Origin of the sequence: Brachybacterium sp. Marseille-Q7125 (genome assembly GCF_023062615.1) — a bacterium.
GTDB lineage: Bacteria > Actinomycetota > Actinomycetes > Actinomycetales > Dermabacteraceae > Brachybacterium.
Genome location: NZ_JALLAL010000061.1, coordinates 1 through 14,500, shown reverse-complemented (window position 1 = coordinate 14,500; position 14,500 = coordinate 1). Strand labels below are relative to the sequence as shown.

At 71.6% G+C, this 14,500-nt stretch carries 11 protein-coding genes and 1 pseudogene; 10 read left to right on the top strand and 2 right to left on the bottom strand.

Features of this window, described 5'->3' with window-relative positions; translation table 11 throughout:
- Window positions 1-99: 99 nt before the first annotated feature.
- Window positions 100-1,416 carry a hypothetical protein gene (locus MU407_RS12340; protein WP_246957907.1) on the bottom strand — a complete coding sequence of 439 codons (1,317 nt, stop codon included), beginning with the start codon at window positions 1,414-1,416 and terminating at the stop codon, window positions 100-102.
- Window positions 1,417-1,575: 159 nt separating this feature from the next.
- Here MU407_RS12340 and MU407_RS12335 point away from each other — a divergent pair, with 159 nt between their 5' ends.
- Genes MU407_RS12335 through MU407_RS12310 form a run of 6 tightly spaced genes read left to right on the top strand, consistent with a single transcriptional unit; the run spans window position 1,576 to window position 10,430 of the window.
- On the top strand, window positions 1,576-4,206 hold the full coding sequence (locus MU407_RS12335; protein ID WP_246957905.1) for a choice-of-anchor M domain-containing protein: 2,631 nt from the start codon (window positions 1,576-1,578) through the stop codon (window positions 4,204-4,206).
- Complete coding sequence (locus MU407_RS12330) at window positions 4,203-5,858, top strand: anchored repeat ABC transporter, substrate-binding protein (RefSeq protein WP_246957903.1); 1,656 nt, start codon at window positions 4,203-4,205, stop codon at window positions 5,856-5,858. Before MU407_RS12335 ends, MU407_RS12330 begins: the two co-directional genes overlap by 4 nt.
- A 46-nt stretch (window positions 5,859-5,904) precedes the next feature.
- A complete protein-coding gene (locus tag MU407_RS12325) occupies window positions 5,905-6,939 on the top strand; it encodes a choice-of-anchor M domain-containing protein (protein ID WP_246957901.1) in 1,035 nt (344 codons plus the stop codon).
- Window positions 6,936-7,679: an anchored repeat-type ABC transporter ATP-binding subunit gene (locus MU407_RS12320; RefSeq protein WP_102236610.1), complete on the top strand. Its 744-nt coding sequence runs from the start codon at window positions 6,936-6,938 to the stop codon at window positions 7,677-7,679. The genes MU407_RS12325 and MU407_RS12320 overlap by 4 nt, the downstream gene beginning before the upstream one ends.
- Entirely contained in the window at window positions 7,673-8,614 is a 942-nt protein-coding gene (locus MU407_RS12315) for an anchored repeat-type ABC transporter permease subunit (RefSeq protein ID WP_199173907.1), read from the top strand. The genes MU407_RS12320 and MU407_RS12315 overlap by 7 nt, the downstream gene beginning before the upstream one ends.
- Window positions 8,615-8,645: 31 nt before the next feature.
- Window positions 8,646-10,430 carry a proline--tRNA ligase gene (locus MU407_RS12310; protein WP_102236609.1) on the top strand — a complete coding sequence of 595 codons (1,785 nt, stop codon included), beginning with the start codon at window positions 8,646-8,648 and terminating at the stop codon, window positions 10,428-10,430.
- Between the two features lie 72 nt (window positions 10,431-10,502).
- On the opposite strand, the gene MU407_RS12305 is transcribed toward MU407_RS12310, so the two are convergent.
- Window positions 10,503-11,585, bottom strand: coding sequence for a DUF4439 domain-containing protein (locus MU407_RS12305; RefSeq protein ID WP_246957899.1), 1,083 nt, complete (start codon window positions 11,583-11,585; stop codon window positions 10,503-10,505).
- 139 nt (window positions 11,586-11,724) lie between these two features.
- Here MU407_RS12305 and MU407_RS12300 point away from each other — a divergent pair, with 139 nt between their 5' ends.
- The 4 genes and pseudogenes from MU407_RS12300 to MU407_RS12285 form a co-directional block, all read left to right on the top strand.
- Complete coding sequence (locus tag MU407_RS12300) at window positions 11,725-12,414, top strand: ribosome assembly cofactor RimP (protein WP_102236608.1); 690 nt, start codon at window positions 11,725-11,727, stop codon at window positions 12,412-12,414.
- A gap of 1 nt (window position 12,415) precedes the next feature.
- The gene (gene nusA, locus MU407_RS12295; RefSeq protein WP_102236607.1) at window positions 12,416-13,423 is read left to right on the top strand and encodes a transcription termination factor NusA; all 1,008 of its coding nucleotides are present in this window, start codon (window positions 12,416-12,418) and stop codon (window positions 13,421-13,423) included.
- A 147-nt stretch (window positions 13,424-13,570) separates the two neighbouring features.
- Complete coding sequence (locus tag MU407_RS12290; protein WP_102236606.1) at window positions 13,571-13,900, top strand: YlxR family protein; 330 nt, start codon at window positions 13,571-13,573, stop codon at window positions 13,898-13,900.
- A 73-nt stretch (window positions 13,901-13,973) separates the two neighbouring features.
- Window positions 13,974-14,114, top strand: a pseudogene (locus tag MU407_RS12285) (translation initiation factor IF-2 N-terminal domain-containing protein); the annotation flags it as partial.
- Window positions 14,115-14,500 lie beyond the last annotated feature (386 nt).

Here is a 14,500-nt window from a genome sequence, read left to right as displayed (position 1 = left end):
CACTTAGGGAGACGGAGCATTTCTGTGCCAGGAACAGGAGAGCCGCGGCATCCCGACACGGGGTGTCGTCGGCGGCGTCGGATGGGTATAAGAGCGGGGTCAGGGGTGGGCCTGTGCCAACTCATCGAGGGTGCTGAGCACGTTCGCGGCGGTCCAGGCGAGCGGCGCGACCTCCGCGGGGCGGCCGTCGAACAGCACCTTCTCCGGCAGGGAGCCGTGCTCCGTGCGATGCGCGGCGAGCCAGTCCAAGATCTCGCCCGCCGAATCCGGATCCCCGGCACGGGCGAGCGCGAGCCCCAGCAGTGAGGTCGACGGAGTCCAGCTGACCCCATCCTGGCGCCACCGGGCGCCGGGCGCGATCCCGCCCGCGGGCCGCGCCAGCGTCTCCCGCAGCGCCCGCAGCTGCTCGATGCTCGCCACATCGTGCACGCCGGTGGCGTCGAGGAATGCGAGGGCGGAATCGGCCCCGCCGCCGTGCCGATGCCGCGGGAACCCCGCGGCCCCGAAGCTGCGCAGCAGCAGCGCGGTGAACGCCTCGGCCGCCTCCATATCCCGGGCCTCCCCGGTGAGCTCCGCCCCGGCACGCAGCCCCGTGAGCGTGCAGGTCATGATCCCGAGGGTCCGCCGCTGCTCTGGCAGCTCCCAGTAGTCGGGGGAGACGGGCGGGAACCCCGTGCCGCCGGCCGTCGCCTGCTGCAGCGCCGCGAGGGACCGTGAGGTGAGAGCGCCCAGGCGCTGCGCCACGTCCGCGCGGTCAGAACGTGCGCTGGCAGCGATGACCTCGGTAGCAGCCCACAGCAGCAGGCCCGTGCCATCGAACTGCCGGGGCCGATCATCGGGCGCTCGCCCGTGCACCGGGTCAAGCCGCGCCGGGAACCACCTGTCGGCCTCCTGCCAGGTCTGCACGTGCGTGAGCCACGCCCTCGCCTGCTCCACAAGGCCCACGCGGGCGAGCGCCACCGCGCAGAACGCCGTATCCCGCGGCCACACGTAGCGCCAGGACTCGCTCCACCCCGCGACCGGGGCGGGAAGACCATCGCTCAGCACCCACAGATCCGCGAGCGCCGATCGTCCGAGCTCCGCCCGCTCAGCCCCGAGCGCCCGCTCCACTCGAGCCAGCCACGGCGCTGCGGCGTCGGTGAACTGCGCTGCCCGCTCCCGCACCGGAGAGTCCTGCGGCAGATCCGCCGCGCAGCGCGTTCCCGCGGCGAGGTCGAGCGGAACCCCGCGCCCGCCCACGAGCACCCGCTGGCCGTCCCTGGCGTAGGCGACGGTGCTGGACCACAGGGGGATCACCCGCTCCCCGCTCTCGGCATGCCTCCGACTCACCACAAAACCCCCAGCGCCGACGGTGCCGAGGGCCGCGAGCGCTCCGGCGCCCCGCAGCAGCTGGCGGCGAGTGGCGGGACGGGGCATCTGCCCAGCGTACCGAGGCGGATCCGGAATGAGATCCACCCCTCACCCCATAATGCAAATGATTCCCAGTGCGGTGATAGGGTTCTCAGGGATCACCCAGAGTGCGGCCGACGGGGGAGCCCCTCCATCGGGCGCCGAACCATGCTGAGGAGGCAACAGATGACGGCACAGCTGGCACGCGCATGGCGCGTGCTGCCGGTGCTCGCGCTGACGTGGACGGTGGCGATCATGAGCGCCCTGGCCGTCCCCGCCCTGGCCGAGCAACCGAAGAACCCCACCCCCCAGGACCCGCTGATCCTGGAGAACGGACATGTGGACGCGTTCAACGTGGGCGTGCTGGATGACGGCACGCTCGCTCTGGACCTCAAGGAGGACGTGACCGGGTCCCATGTCCACCAGGACCCCGCGAACGTTCACCTGCATGTCAGCGATAAGGCACTGATGGACGTCCCGGTCGGCATGCCCGGTGAGGGCAGCGGCCGTTACGTGCTGCCGCAGACCCAGAACCACGAGATTCTCTGGCCCGGCTGGGACACCCTGGAGACGCAGGGCAAGGGTTTCGAGGACCAGATCGACCTCGTCTTCGATGCGGTCGAGGGCCCCGGTGCGGTGCACCTGTTCGGCACCTCCGGCTTCGGTGAGGCCCAGCCGCTGCTCAAGGGCGGCGTGACCGAGCTGACCTCCGGCAGCGTGCGCGAGCAGACCTTCCCCGCGCACACCCACGCCAACTGGGTGTTCGAGAAGCCCGGTGTGTACACGATGACGGTGAAGGCCGTCGGCACCAAGGACGGTAAGGCCGTCGAGTCGAAGCCGGCGACGTACACCTGGACCGTGGGCGATGCGAACCGCGACTGGCGCCCCGAGGCGCCGAAGGTCCCGGCCCCCACGAAGCCCGAGGACGAGAAGCAGAAGCCGTCTGAGCCGGAACCCACGAAGCCCGAGGACGAGAAGCAGAAGCCGTCTGAGCCGGAACCCACGAAGCCCGAGGACGAGAAGCAGAAGCCGTCCGAGCCGGGCCCCACGAAGCCCGCTCCCGAGAAGCAGAAGCCGTCTAAGCGGGCCCCCACGAAGCCCGAGCAGCAGGAGCGGCTGATCCTCGAGCAGGGGCACGTGGATGCCTTCAACGTCACCGCGAAGTCCGGGCAGCTCGCCGTGGACCTCAAGGAGGACGTGACGGGCTCGCATGTGCGCCATGACCCCGCGACGGTCGAGCTGCACGTTAACGACCGTGCGATCTCGGACATCCCCGCTGGCTGGCCCGGTGAGGGCAGCGGCCGCTACGTGCTGCCGCAGACCCAGAACCACGAGATTCTCTGGCCCGGCTGGGACACCCTGGGCACGCAGGGCGGTGGCGTCGATGAGCACATCGACATCGTCTTCGAGGACGTGAAGGGCCCCGGTGCGGTGCACCTGTTCGGCACCTCCGGCCTGGGCCAGTCCGAGCCGCTGCTCAAGGGCGGCGCGACCGAGCTGACCGCCGGTGCGGTGCGTGAGCAGACCTTCCCCGCGCACACCCACGCCAACTGGGTGTTCGAGAAGCCCGGTGTGTACACGATGACCGTGAAGGCCGTCGGCACCAAGGGCGGCGCGAAGGTCGAGTCCAAGCCCGTGACGTACACCTGGACCGTCGGCGACTCCTTCCGCGGCAAGGCCGCTGAGGGCACCCAGGGCTCCGAGGGCGGTGGATCGGGCAACACCCCGGCCACCGGCGACTCCGGCGGCTCCGGCGACTCGAAGGGTGAGGGTGGCGAGGCCACCGGCGGCGGCACCGGCAACGGCGGTTCCACCGGCGGTGGCTTCCCCGGCGGCGGCACGGGCGGCACGACCCCCGTGTGCAACCCCACCGAGGTGACCCGACCGGCCACCGATGACGAGGTCAAGGCCGCCAAGAGCGGTGCGAAGATGAAGTCCTCGGCCTCGCAGCAGAAAGTCAGCGGCTCCTTCACGGTGCCCGCGAACAGCCACGTCCACCCCAACTGGGTGTTCACCGCCCCGGGGGCGTACACGGTGCGGATCCGCCAGACCGCCACGCTCAAGAGCGGCGAGAAGGTCTCCGGCGAGACCCAGGTGCGCTTCAACGTGGGCAGCTCCGACGGTGTCACCGACGGTCACTTCGACCTGGGCACCCAGATCGCCGACGGCAAGCTCCAGCCGTCCCTGAAGGATGACCGGAACGCCCCGCCGAAGTGGGTGGATCCCTCCTCGGTGACCTTCGCTCTGGGCGATGCCGCGAAGTCCTCCGCCCCGGAGGGCATCGAGTTCCTCACCGAGCCCGGCAAGGACGTGTGGATGGTTCCCTCCGCCCAGGTGCCCGGTGTGCCGTGGGTCGGCGCGAACACCATGCACCCTTCCGTGATCGAGCAGACTGAGGGCACGGTGACGTGGAGCCTCGTGGGTGTGGACGGCCCGGGCAGCGTGGCCGTGTTCACCTCCGGCAACTTCGGCCAGGTGGTGGGGGAGAAGTGGTTCTCCTCCACGTCCTCCGCCCCCGCGGCTAAGGAGCCGAAGAAGGCCGATGGTTCCGGCATCGATGAGTCGCTGACCGAGGAGAAGGCGGCCGTCGGCCAGGTGTTCCTCGTCGACGGCAAGCCGATGGTCAAGGAGGTCGTGGGACGCACCCCCTCGGGTGAGGAGTGTGCTCTGCCCGACGGCTCCGGCAAGCTCGCCCGCACCGGTGCGACCGTCGCGCCGCTGGCCGGTGGGGCCGTGGCTCTGCTGGCCCTGGGCGGGGCGGGCATCGCCCTGGCCCGGCGGCGCCGCGCAGCACAGTCCGAGGTCGTCGGCGAGTGACCTCCACCCCGCACAGCACCACTAGCCCGCGACGACGGATCCTCACCGTCGCCGTGTGGCTGGTGGTGCTGTGCCTCGTGGTGCTTGTGCCCGGCCGCAGCACCACCGCGAGCGAGGACGGCAAGAACGCCGTGCGCGTCGTCGCCACCACCGGGATCCTCGCTGATCTGGCCCGCAACGTCGCCGGGGACCGGGCCGAGGTGATCTCCCTAGTTCCCGAAGGCGGCGACCCGCACACCTATGAGCCGAGCCTGCGGGACGCCCGCGACATCGTCCACGCCGACCTCGCCCTGTCCAACTACCTGATGCTCGAAGAGCAGTCGCTCATCCGCACCCTGGACGCGAACCTCCCGGCAGACGCCGTGCACGTGGCGCTCGCCGAAGAAGCCTCCGGCTACGGCGCCGAAATCATCCCGCTGGTCGAGCACCAGTCCCTGGACACCGTGTGGCTGGGACTGCGCGTGCACGGCGCCGACGCGATCCCCGAGGTCGGCCGCAGCGCCCAGGTCGAGATGACCATGACCGGCGTGGACGGCCCCGGTGATGTCTTCGCCTATGTCACCGGTACCTTCGGCACCCCGCAGCCGGTGTTCTCCTCCGGGGACGGCTTCGACGCCGGCAACGGCTACGCCGAGGACACCATCGGCCTACCGCTCGACGCCCACACCCACCTCAGCTGGGCCTTCACCAAGCCCGGCGTGTACCGGATGAAGCTCGCCACCCGCTACCTGCCCTCCGATGGCGGGCGCGCCCGGACGCTGGCCACGCAGACCGTGACCGTGGCCGTCGGCGTGGACCCCTCGAGCGCGCTCGGCGGCAGCACCGACCCGATGGTGCTCGAAAGCGGGCACGTGGACCTCACCGCCGATCTGGGCGGAGGGCTCGACGGCTCCACGATCGCCCTGGCCACCGACGGTTCACCCGCCGACGACACGGACCAGACCGGGGCCGACGCCGCCGCGCCGGACCCGCGGCAGATGCAGCTGCTGGACCCGCAGGAGGCCGTGATCTCCGTGCCGCCCAAGGCGCTGCTGCCCATCCCGGGGGATCCCGCCTTCCGCTTCCTGGGCCGCCCCGGAACCGACATCTACCAGCTGCCGCAGGCCGTGCTGGGCAAGCATGTCCACGGCGAGATCGACCCGCACCTGTGGCAGGACGTCAGCAATGCGCAGGCCTATGTGGAGGTGATCCGCGATCAGCTCATCAGCATCGACCCCGCGGGCGCCGGGATCTACCGTCGGAACGCCTCGGCCTACCTCGAGCAGCTCGAGGAGGTGGATGAGTACGTGCGCGAGCGCATCGACTCGATCCCCGAATCCCACCGCGAGCTCGTCACCACACACGATGCCTACGGGTATCTCGCCCACGCCTACGGGCTGAAGATCGCCGGATTCGTCGCCCCGAACCCGGCGGGGGAGCCGTCCCTCGCGGATCGGCGGCGCCTGTCCGCCACGCTTGACGGGCTGAAGGTTCCGGCCGTGTTCCTCGAACCCAATGCCCAGCGCGCCTCGACGGTGCTGACGGATGCGGCCCGTCAACACGGCATCGAGGTGTGCCCGATCCTCGGCGATGCCTTCACCCCGGAGATCACCACCTACATCGAGATGATGCGCGCCAACGCGGATTCTCTGGCCACCTGCCTGAACCCCTGAGCGGCGTGTGACCCTCTCGCCCGCTACCCCTTCGCAAGGAGAACCTATGCGCACCTGTCCCTCCCGCCTCCGCGTGCCCGAGCGCCCTGCCCTGCGCGTGCTCGCCCTGGTGATGCTGTGGGCCCTGCTCCCGGCGGTCTGGGCCGCCCCGGCCGGAGCCGATCCCACCGATGACCCGTCCCTGGACCAGGTCGTGGAGGAGGACGAGGAGCACATCAGCGGCGAGCCGGCGGAGCTGGACCACGGGCATGTGGACATCGGCCCCCGGCTGCGCGATGGGAAGATCACCCTCCACGCGCGCGATGACTCCGAGACCCCGGTGTGGCGGGACATGGATGACATCGTCTTCCGTATCCACGACGCCGGGAAAATCACCCTGCCCGACGGTGAAGATTACGCCTTCACCGGGGCGCAGGCCGGCCAGGACGTGTACGCCGTGCCGCAGGTGGAGGTGCCCGGCGTGGTGTGGCTGGGCTGGAACACCCAGGACCCGCCGCTGACCGAGGAGATCGACCGCGGCGTGACGCTGCGCCTGGTGGATGTGCAGGGGCCGGGGGACTTCACCACCTTCCTGCAGCCGGGCAACTTCGAGCCGCCGGACCTGCTGTGGGATGGCCAGAACCCGGATCCGCGGGAGCTGTGGGTGGATCTGCGCACCCACACCCACGCCAACTGGGTGTTCACCGAGCCGGGGGAGTACCTCGTGGCCCTCGAGGTGGAGGCGAAGACCCTCGATGGCACCGTGCTGCGGGACGTGCAGACCCTGCGGTTCGCCGTCGGTGATGAGGCCTCGGCCGATGCGGCCCGCGAGGCGAGCTGGGAGGCGGGCCGCGGCCCCGAGCAGGCCCAGAGCGAGGACAGCGCCGAGCAGCCGTCCGATCAGGGCGGCACGGACTCCGATGCCGCCGCCGCGCCGGAGAGCAGCGAGGAGGAGGGCGGCCTGGGCTCGACTCTGCTCATCGTCGGCGCTCTCGCGGTGGTGCTCGTGGCCGGCACGATCGTTGTGCTGCTGGTGCAGCGCCGCTCGCGCGCCGCACAGCGCGCCGCCTGGGAGCAGGACGAGGGCGAGGACCGCCCGTGACCGCCCTGTCCGTGCGTGACCTGCGGGTCTCCCTGGGTGGGCGGCCCGTGCTGACCGGCGTGGATCTCACGGTCCGCCCCGGGCTCGTGCATGCGCTGCTGGGCCCCAACGGCGCCGGGAAGACCACGCTGCTGCGCGCCATCCAGGGACTGGTGCGGATCAGCAGCGGGAGCATCGAGCACGGCGGCCAGATCGGCTACGTCCCGCAGCGGCACGATGTGGCCTGGGACTTCCCGATCACCGCCGAGCAGGTGGTGATGACCGGGCTCGTGGGGCAGATCGGCTTCTTCCGCCGCCCCCGCGTGGAGCACCACCGCGCCGTGGCGCGCGCCCTGCGGCGGGTGCGGATGGCGGAGTTGCGGAACCGGCCGATCGGCGAGATGTCCGGCGGGCAGCGGCAGCGCGTGATGATCGCGCGGGCCCTCGCCCTCGACCCGGCGGTGCTGCTGCTCGATGAGCCTTTCACCGGCCTGGACATGCCCACCCAGGAGCTGCTGACCGCCCTGTTCACCGATCTCGCGGCCGAGGGCACGGCCCTGCTGATGACCAGCCACGACCTGACCCATGCGATGGTCACGAGCGACCAGGTCACCCTGCTGAACCGCACAGTGATCGCCTCCGACGCCCCGGACCGCCTGCGCGACGAGCAAACCTGGATGCGCGCTTTCGAGGTCAGCGCCACCAGCCCGCTGCTGGCCCAGCTGGGGCTGGCCACCCGTTCGAAGGAGCCGACGTGCTGACCCCGCTGGACTTCCTGTCCGACCTGACCAACCCCCTGCTGTCCTTCCTGCCCAAAGCGCTGATCGTCTCGCTGCTCGCGGCGGTGGTGTGCGGCGCGGTGGGCTGCCACGTGATCCTGCGCGGCATGACGTTCATCGGTGATGCGGTCACCCACGCCGTGTTCCCCGGGATCGCGCTCGCCTTCGTGTTGCAGGGCTCGCTCGTGCTGGGCGGGATCCTCGCCGGGACGCTCACGGCGATCCTCATCGCCGTGGTCAGCCAGATCCGTCGGCTCGGGGAGGACAGCGTGATCGGCGTGTTCTTCGTGGCGGCCTTCGCGCTGGGCATCGTCATCATCTCCCGCTCCCCGGGATACACCGGCTCGCTCGAGTCTTTCTTGTTCGGCTCGATCACCGGCATCCCGGACTCGGCGGTGCTGTCCTCAGCCGTGTTCGCGGCGCTCGTGCTCGCGGTGCTCACCGTCCTGCACCCGCAGCTGGTCGCTGTCTCACTGGACCGCGAGACCGCCCGCGCCCTGGGACTGCCGGTGCTGCTGCTCGACATCGCGCTGTACGTGCTGGTGACCCTCGCGGTCGTCATGAGCATCCAGACGATCGGCAATGTGCTCGTGCTCGCGCTGCTGGTCACCCCGGCGGCCGCGGCGCGCATGCTCACCGACCGTCTCGTGCCGATGATGGTGCTCGCCGCTGGGCTCGGCGCCGCGAGCGCCGTGGTGGGCCTGTACCTGTCGTGGGCGATCGACCTGCCCACGGGCGGCACGATCGTGCTGGTGGCCACGGCCGTGTTCGCGATCGCCGCGGTGGCCGGGCCGCGCCACGGGATGCTGCGTCCGCTGCTGCAGCGGCGGCGCCGCGCCCGCCCGCAGCGCGCCGCGCAGGCGCCGGGCACAGCGGCGGCGGAGGCCGCGTCGGCTCCGGCTGCTCCGCTAGCATGAGCGCTGCCCCCGTCAGCGAAAGGCCCGCCCCATGATCCGTCTGTCCTCCGCGTTCATCCGCACCCTGCGGGAGGACCCCGCCGACGCCGAGGTCGCCAGCCACAAGCTTCTGGTCCGTGCCGGCTATATCCGCCGCAGCGCCGCCGGGGTGTACAGCTGGCTGCCGCTGGGTCTGAGGGTCATGCGCAAGGTCGAGCAGATCGTCCGCGAGGAGCAGGACGCGATCGGCGGCAACGAGATCCTGCTGTCCGCCCTGCAGCCCCGCGCCCCCTACGAGGCGACCGGCCGCTGGGAGGACTACGGCCCGAATCTGTTCCGCCTCCAGGACCGCCGGGAGGACGACTACCTGCTGGCCCCCACCCACGAGGAGATGTTCACCCTGCTGGTGAAGGACCTGTACTCCTCGTACAAGGACCTGCCGGCGATGCTCTACCAGATCCAAACCAAGTACCGCGATGAGGCCCGCCCCCGCGGCGGCCTGCTGCGCGTGCGCGAGTTCGTCATGAAGGACGCCTACTCCTTTGACGTCACCGATGCGGGTCTGGACGCCTCCTACGAGAAGCAGCGTCTCGCCTACCAGCGCACCTTCGAGCGTCTGGGTCTGGACACCGTGATCTGCCAGGCCGATGCCGGGGCCATGGGCGGCTCCCGCTCCGAGGAGTTCCTGCACCCCACCGAGGTGGGGGAGGACACCTTCGTCATCTCCGACGGCGGCTACGCCGCGAACGTCGAGGCCGTCACCACCCCCGCCCCCGCGGCACTCGACGAGGCGGTGATCGCGCAGCTGCCCGCGATGCACATCGAGGACACGCCAGGCGCCTCCACCATCGCGGCGCTCACCGACTTCTCCAACCAGGCCTTCCCTGGCCAGGGACCGGTCACCGAGGACGGCACCTGGACCCGCTTCGAGATGCTCAAGCACCTCGTGTACCTGCTCACCCACCCCGATGGCAGCACCGAGCCGCTGGTCATCGCGATTCCTGGCGACCGCGAGGTGGATATGAAGCGCCTCGAGGCAGCGGTGGCACCGGCGGGGGTCGCCCCCTTCAGCGATGAGGACTTCGCGCGCACCCCGGTGCTGAAGAAGGGCTACATCGGCCCCGAGGGACTGGGGGCCGATGCCCCCGCCGGCATCCGCTACCTCGTGGACCCGCGCGTGGTGCCCGGCACCCGCTGGGTGGCCGGCGCCGGGGAGAAGGACAAGCACGCCTACGACCTCGTGTACGGCCGCGACTTCACGGCCGACGGCACCATCGAGGCCGCGGAAGTGCGTGACGGCGACCCGGCGCCCGACGGCTCGGGCCCGCTGCGCCTGACCCGCGGCATGGAGATGGGGCACATCTTCCAGCTGGGTCGCAAGTACGCCGAGGCCCTGGGGCTGACTGTGCTCGACGAGAACGGCAAGTCCGTGGTGGTGACCATGGGCTCCTACGGCATCGGCGTCACCCGCGCGGTCGCCGCAATCGCGGAGAAATACCACGATGAGAAGGGCCTGGCCTGGCCGCGCGCGGTCGCCCCGGCCGATGTGCATATCGTCGCCACCGGCAAGGACTCCGCCGTGTTCGACGAGGCCGAGCGGATCGCCGGAGAGCTCGAGGCTGCCGGGCTCGAGGTCATCTACGACGACCGCCCCAAGGTCTCCCCGGGCGTGAAGTTCAAGGACGCAGAGCTGCTGGGCATGCCCACCGCCGTCGTCGTCGGCCGCGGACTGGCCGACGGGGTCGTGGAGGTGCGCGACCGGGCGAGCGGCACGGTCACTGAGGTGAGCCCGCAGGAGGTTGTGCAGAGGGTGCTCGCCGAGGTGCGCGGCGCCTGAGAGGCGCCCGCGCAGGGTCGCCGGGCTGGGGCTGCCGACGCACGCAGCTGTCGCCCCACGCAGCTGCCGGGCTCACAGGCTCGGCGGCGGCTCCACCTCGATGCCCGGCAGGGCCGTCAGGTCATCGCGCCAGGCGGCCAGGCGGTGCGCCTCGGTGAGCGCCGCTGAGAGCGACAGCGGACGATCCTCGAACGGGGCCGCCCCCACCACCGCGAGGTGCTCGATCAGCAGCTGCTGGGTCAGCAGCATCGGCAGACGCCCGGCCAGCTGCTCATCGAGCACACCGCCGGGCACCGGGTAGACAGCCCGGCGGCTGATCACGGGCGCCCCGGCGGCCTCGGCGATGTCCCCCAGGCCCGCGGCGCGGCCCCGATGGACCTCCACCAGCTTTTCCTGGGCGGAGCGTTCCCGTCCTTCGCTGCGGGCTGCGAGCGCCTCCCGCAGATACCCGGCGCGCCACTCCGCCTCCTGTGTGGAGGCGAGCGAATCCTGCAGATCGGAGGCGGCGCCGATCGACGGCGGATCGGTGGCTGGCACATCGCGCACCGGCACGATGTCCTCCGCCGCTGGGGGAGCGGGCACCTTCTCGAGCTCGAAGGCGCTGCTCAGCCGCACTGTCGCCCAGGCGATATGCGCCCCGATCGCGGAGATGGGCCGGGCGAGCGAGCCGGAGACCTGCCGCGCAGCCTGCGTGCACAGCTTCCGCAGTGCGAGCAGCGCCGCCCGCTGCTCGGCAGCGTCCGCGGGCACGTCCATCGGCGGCGCAGGCGGGGTCTGCCCGGGCTCGGGATCCTCCTGGGCTTCGATCTCCTTCTCGAGCTCCGCCCCGGTGAGCAGGGAGCGGCGCTGCACCGGCAGCGTCTGGGTGAGCGTGGTGACGATCGCCGCGCGCGCCGGATCCCGGCCATCCCCGGCCTCGGCCAGCGCATCGGCTCCCGCGATCACCCGCTCGAGCTGGCTGAGCAGATCCAGCCGGTACAGGTCATCGATGCCCGGCGGCGGAGGGGTGTACGTCGCCGGCTGCCCCAGCTCGACGGGCCCGCAGGCCGGCAGCAGCAGCGCTCCCGCCCCGCCCAGCAATCCCGCCCGCAGCAGGTCGCGCCGCGCGAGCCGGGGCGCGGGCGCGGCAGGGGAGGAGTGGATCGGGAGCGGCACGGGATGATTCTCGCATCGACCGCGGGTTGAGCGGCGCCCGCGCGCCGTGACGTCTATCCTGGATCCGAGCCCGGGCTCGCCCCGGGCTGCGCAGGCGACTGCGGCACCAGCACCCATATGGCAGGAGGAGGAGAGCAGCATGAGCGCTCCCGGCGATCGGACCATCCTGCAGCAGCGGGCCCAGGAGGTGCTCGCCCGCCACGGCCTGGTGCTGGAGGACATCGAGCAGCGCCGCAGCGGTGGCCTGCCCCTGCTGCGCCTCATCGTGGATCTGCCCCCGGACCAGCTGGGCAGCGCGGACCTGGACACCGTCGCCGAGGCCTCCCGGGAGCTCTCCGAGCTGGTGGACACCGATGACGCCCTGCTGGGGCCCAGCCCGGTGCTGCTCGAGCTGACCACTCCGGGCCTGGACCGCCCGCTGCGCGCCCCGCACCACTTCCAGCGCGCCCGCGGCCGCTTGCTGACTCTGACCGCGGCCGATGGCACCGCCTACCGTGCCCGCCTGCTGGCGCTCGAGGACGAGGTGCTGCAGCTGCGCCAGGAGCCCGGCCGCGATGAGCGCGGACGCCCCCGCAAACGGCCCGTCGGCACTCCCGAACACCTCACGCTACCGCTCGCCGAGGTGGTTAGCGCCCACATCGAAGCTGAGCTGGATCCCCCGGCGGATCTTGCCGAGCTGCTGGCCGCGGCGGCCGCGACCGATCCTGCTGAGAGCGCCCGGAACCTGGCTGAGGAGCCCCAGAACCACGCCGCGGATCCCCAGAACTACGCTGCGGATCCCCAGAACCATGCTGCGCGGCCTGCGGCCGACGCCCCGAAGGAGAGCTGAGATGGATATCGACATGGGAGCCCTGCGTGCTCTCGAGCAGGAGCGGGATATTCGCCTGCCCGTGCTGCTGGAGGCAATCCGCTCCGCCCTGCACGCCGCCTACCTGCACACCGACCACCCGGTGCGTGACTCCGAGGTGCTGATCGACGAGACCACCGGGGAGGTCGCTGTGATCGCCCGCGAGCTCGACGCCGACGGCACGGTGATCGAGGAATGGGACGACACCCCTGAGAACTTCGGCCGCGTGGCCGCCTCCACCGCCCGCCAGGTCATCTTCCAGCGCATCCGTGACCTGGAGGATGAGGCGGTGCTGGGGGAGTACGCCGATCGCGAGGGCGATATCGTCTCCGGCATCATCCAACAGGGCCGCGACCCGCGGATGGTGCTCGTGGACCTCGGCGAGGTCGAAGCGGTGCTGCCGCCGCATGAGCGGGTGCCCGGCGAGGACTACTCGCATGGTCGACGCCTGCGCGCTTTCGTCACCGAGGCGCGCCGCGGCCCCAAGGGCCCGCAGATCACCCTCTCCCGTTCCCACCCGAGCCTCGTGCGGTGCCTGTTCGCTCTCGAGGTGCCGGAGGTGGCCGACGGGACCGTGGAGATCGCGGGCCTCGCGCGAGAGGCCGGGCATCGCACCAAGATGGCCGTGCGCGCCACCGCCCCCGGCATCAACGCCAAGGGCGCGTGCATCGGGCCGATGGGCGCGCGCGTGCGCGCCGTGATGAACGAGCTGGGCGGCGAGAAGATCGACATCGTCGACTTCGCTGAGGACCCGGCCACCTACGTCGGCGGGGCGCTGTCTCCCGCGAAGGTCACCTCCGTCACCGTCATCGACGAAGTCGGCCGGGCGGTCCGCGCGATCGTCCCCCAGGATCAGCTGTCGCTGGCCATCGGCAAGGACGGACAGAACGCCCGCCTGGCCGCGAAGCTCACCGGCTGGAAGATCGATATCCGTGCCGAGGGCGCCCCGATCCCCGGCGCCGAGGAATCCGAGGTACCGGAGCAGAACTGACCGGCCCGGTGTGGCCCACACCTCCCCACTGCGGCCAGGAGAGGTCCGGTCCGCTACACTGGGGAGGCTGTTCGTCGAGCTGAGCCGCAGATCGCACCGCGGTCTGGAGCCCTGCTCGGCGGGTGCGCCCGGAACGGAGGAGGTCGCGTGGCATCACGCCGCACCGCCCATCGTCCCGAGCGCACATGCGTGGGCTGCCGCCAGGTGGCCCCGCGCGATCAGCTGCTGCGCCTGGTCCGGGAGTCCGCTCCCGGGGACGGTGCGCCGCGCGTCCGCCTCGACCCCACCCGGTCGGCCCCCGGCCGCGGGGCGTGGCTCCATCCCGACGCAGCATGCCTCGACCTCGCCCTGCGGCGAGGCGGCCTCGCCCGGTCCTATCGCGGCGCGGTCGACACCGGGCTCCTGGCCCGGGACCTCGAGGACTTCCGCTCCCACCCCACCGTGGAACAGGTAGAAGAACCCATGGACATCCGATGAGTACTCACTCATGAGCACCCTCAGGAACTAGTGGTCCGCGCCCTTCTGTCGGCCGGACCGAGACAGGAGAACAGTGGCTAAGGTCCGCGTCCACGAGCTCGCCAAGGAGCTCGGACACCCGAGCAAGGTCGTGCTGCAGAAGCTGCAGGACATGGGCGAGTTCGTCCGATCCGCCTCCTCGACCGTCGAGGCCCCCGTCGCCCGCCGCCTGCGCGCCGAGCTGCCCGCCAAGGGCGGTGACGACGCCGCGCCGAAGGACAGCGCGAAGGCGACCCCCGGCAAGACATCCGGCGCCCCCAAGCCCGGGGCGAAGCCCTCCCCGGCGAAGGCCGCCGCGCAGAGCGCAAGCTCCAAGAAGAGCGCCGACAAGGGCGCTGTGGAGAAGAAGCCCGCCGCCCCCACCCCCGCACCGCGCCGGGCCCCCCGGCGGCCGCGTGCCGGCCCGGCGCCCGGGAAACCGCCCCCCCCCCCCCCCGCCCCTGCACCGCCGCGACGATCCTCCCCACCGCCTCGCGGAGCACGGGGTGCGGCATGGCGGTGATCAGCCGGATGCACCCTGCCCCGATCTCCCCGCAGGCGAGCCCGTCGGTGCAGGCCACG

Coding starts and splice junctions, on each gene's coding strand:
- nusA (WP_102236607.1), top strand. CDS start 12,416: ATGGATATCGACATGGGAGCCCTGCGTGCTCTCGAGCAGGAGCGGGAT.
- MU407_RS12300 (WP_102236608.1), top strand. CDS start 11,725: ATGAGCGCTCCCGGCGATCGGACCATCCTGCAGCAGCGGGCCCAGGAG.
- MU407_RS12325 (WP_246957901.1), top strand. CDS start 5,905: ATGCGCACCTGTCCCTCCCGCCTCCGCGTGCCCGAGCGCCCTGCCCTG.
- MU407_RS12340 (WP_246957907.1), bottom strand. CDS start 1,416: ATGCCCCGTCCCGCCACTCGCCGCCAGCTGCTGCGGGGCGCCGGAGCG.
- MU407_RS12310 (WP_102236609.1), top strand. CDS start 8,646: ATGATCCGTCTGTCCTCCGCGTTCATCCGCACCCTGCGGGAGGACCCC.
- MU407_RS12335 (WP_246957905.1), top strand. CDS start 1,576: ATGACGGCACAGCTGGCACGCGCATGGCGCGTGCTGCCGGTGCTCGCG.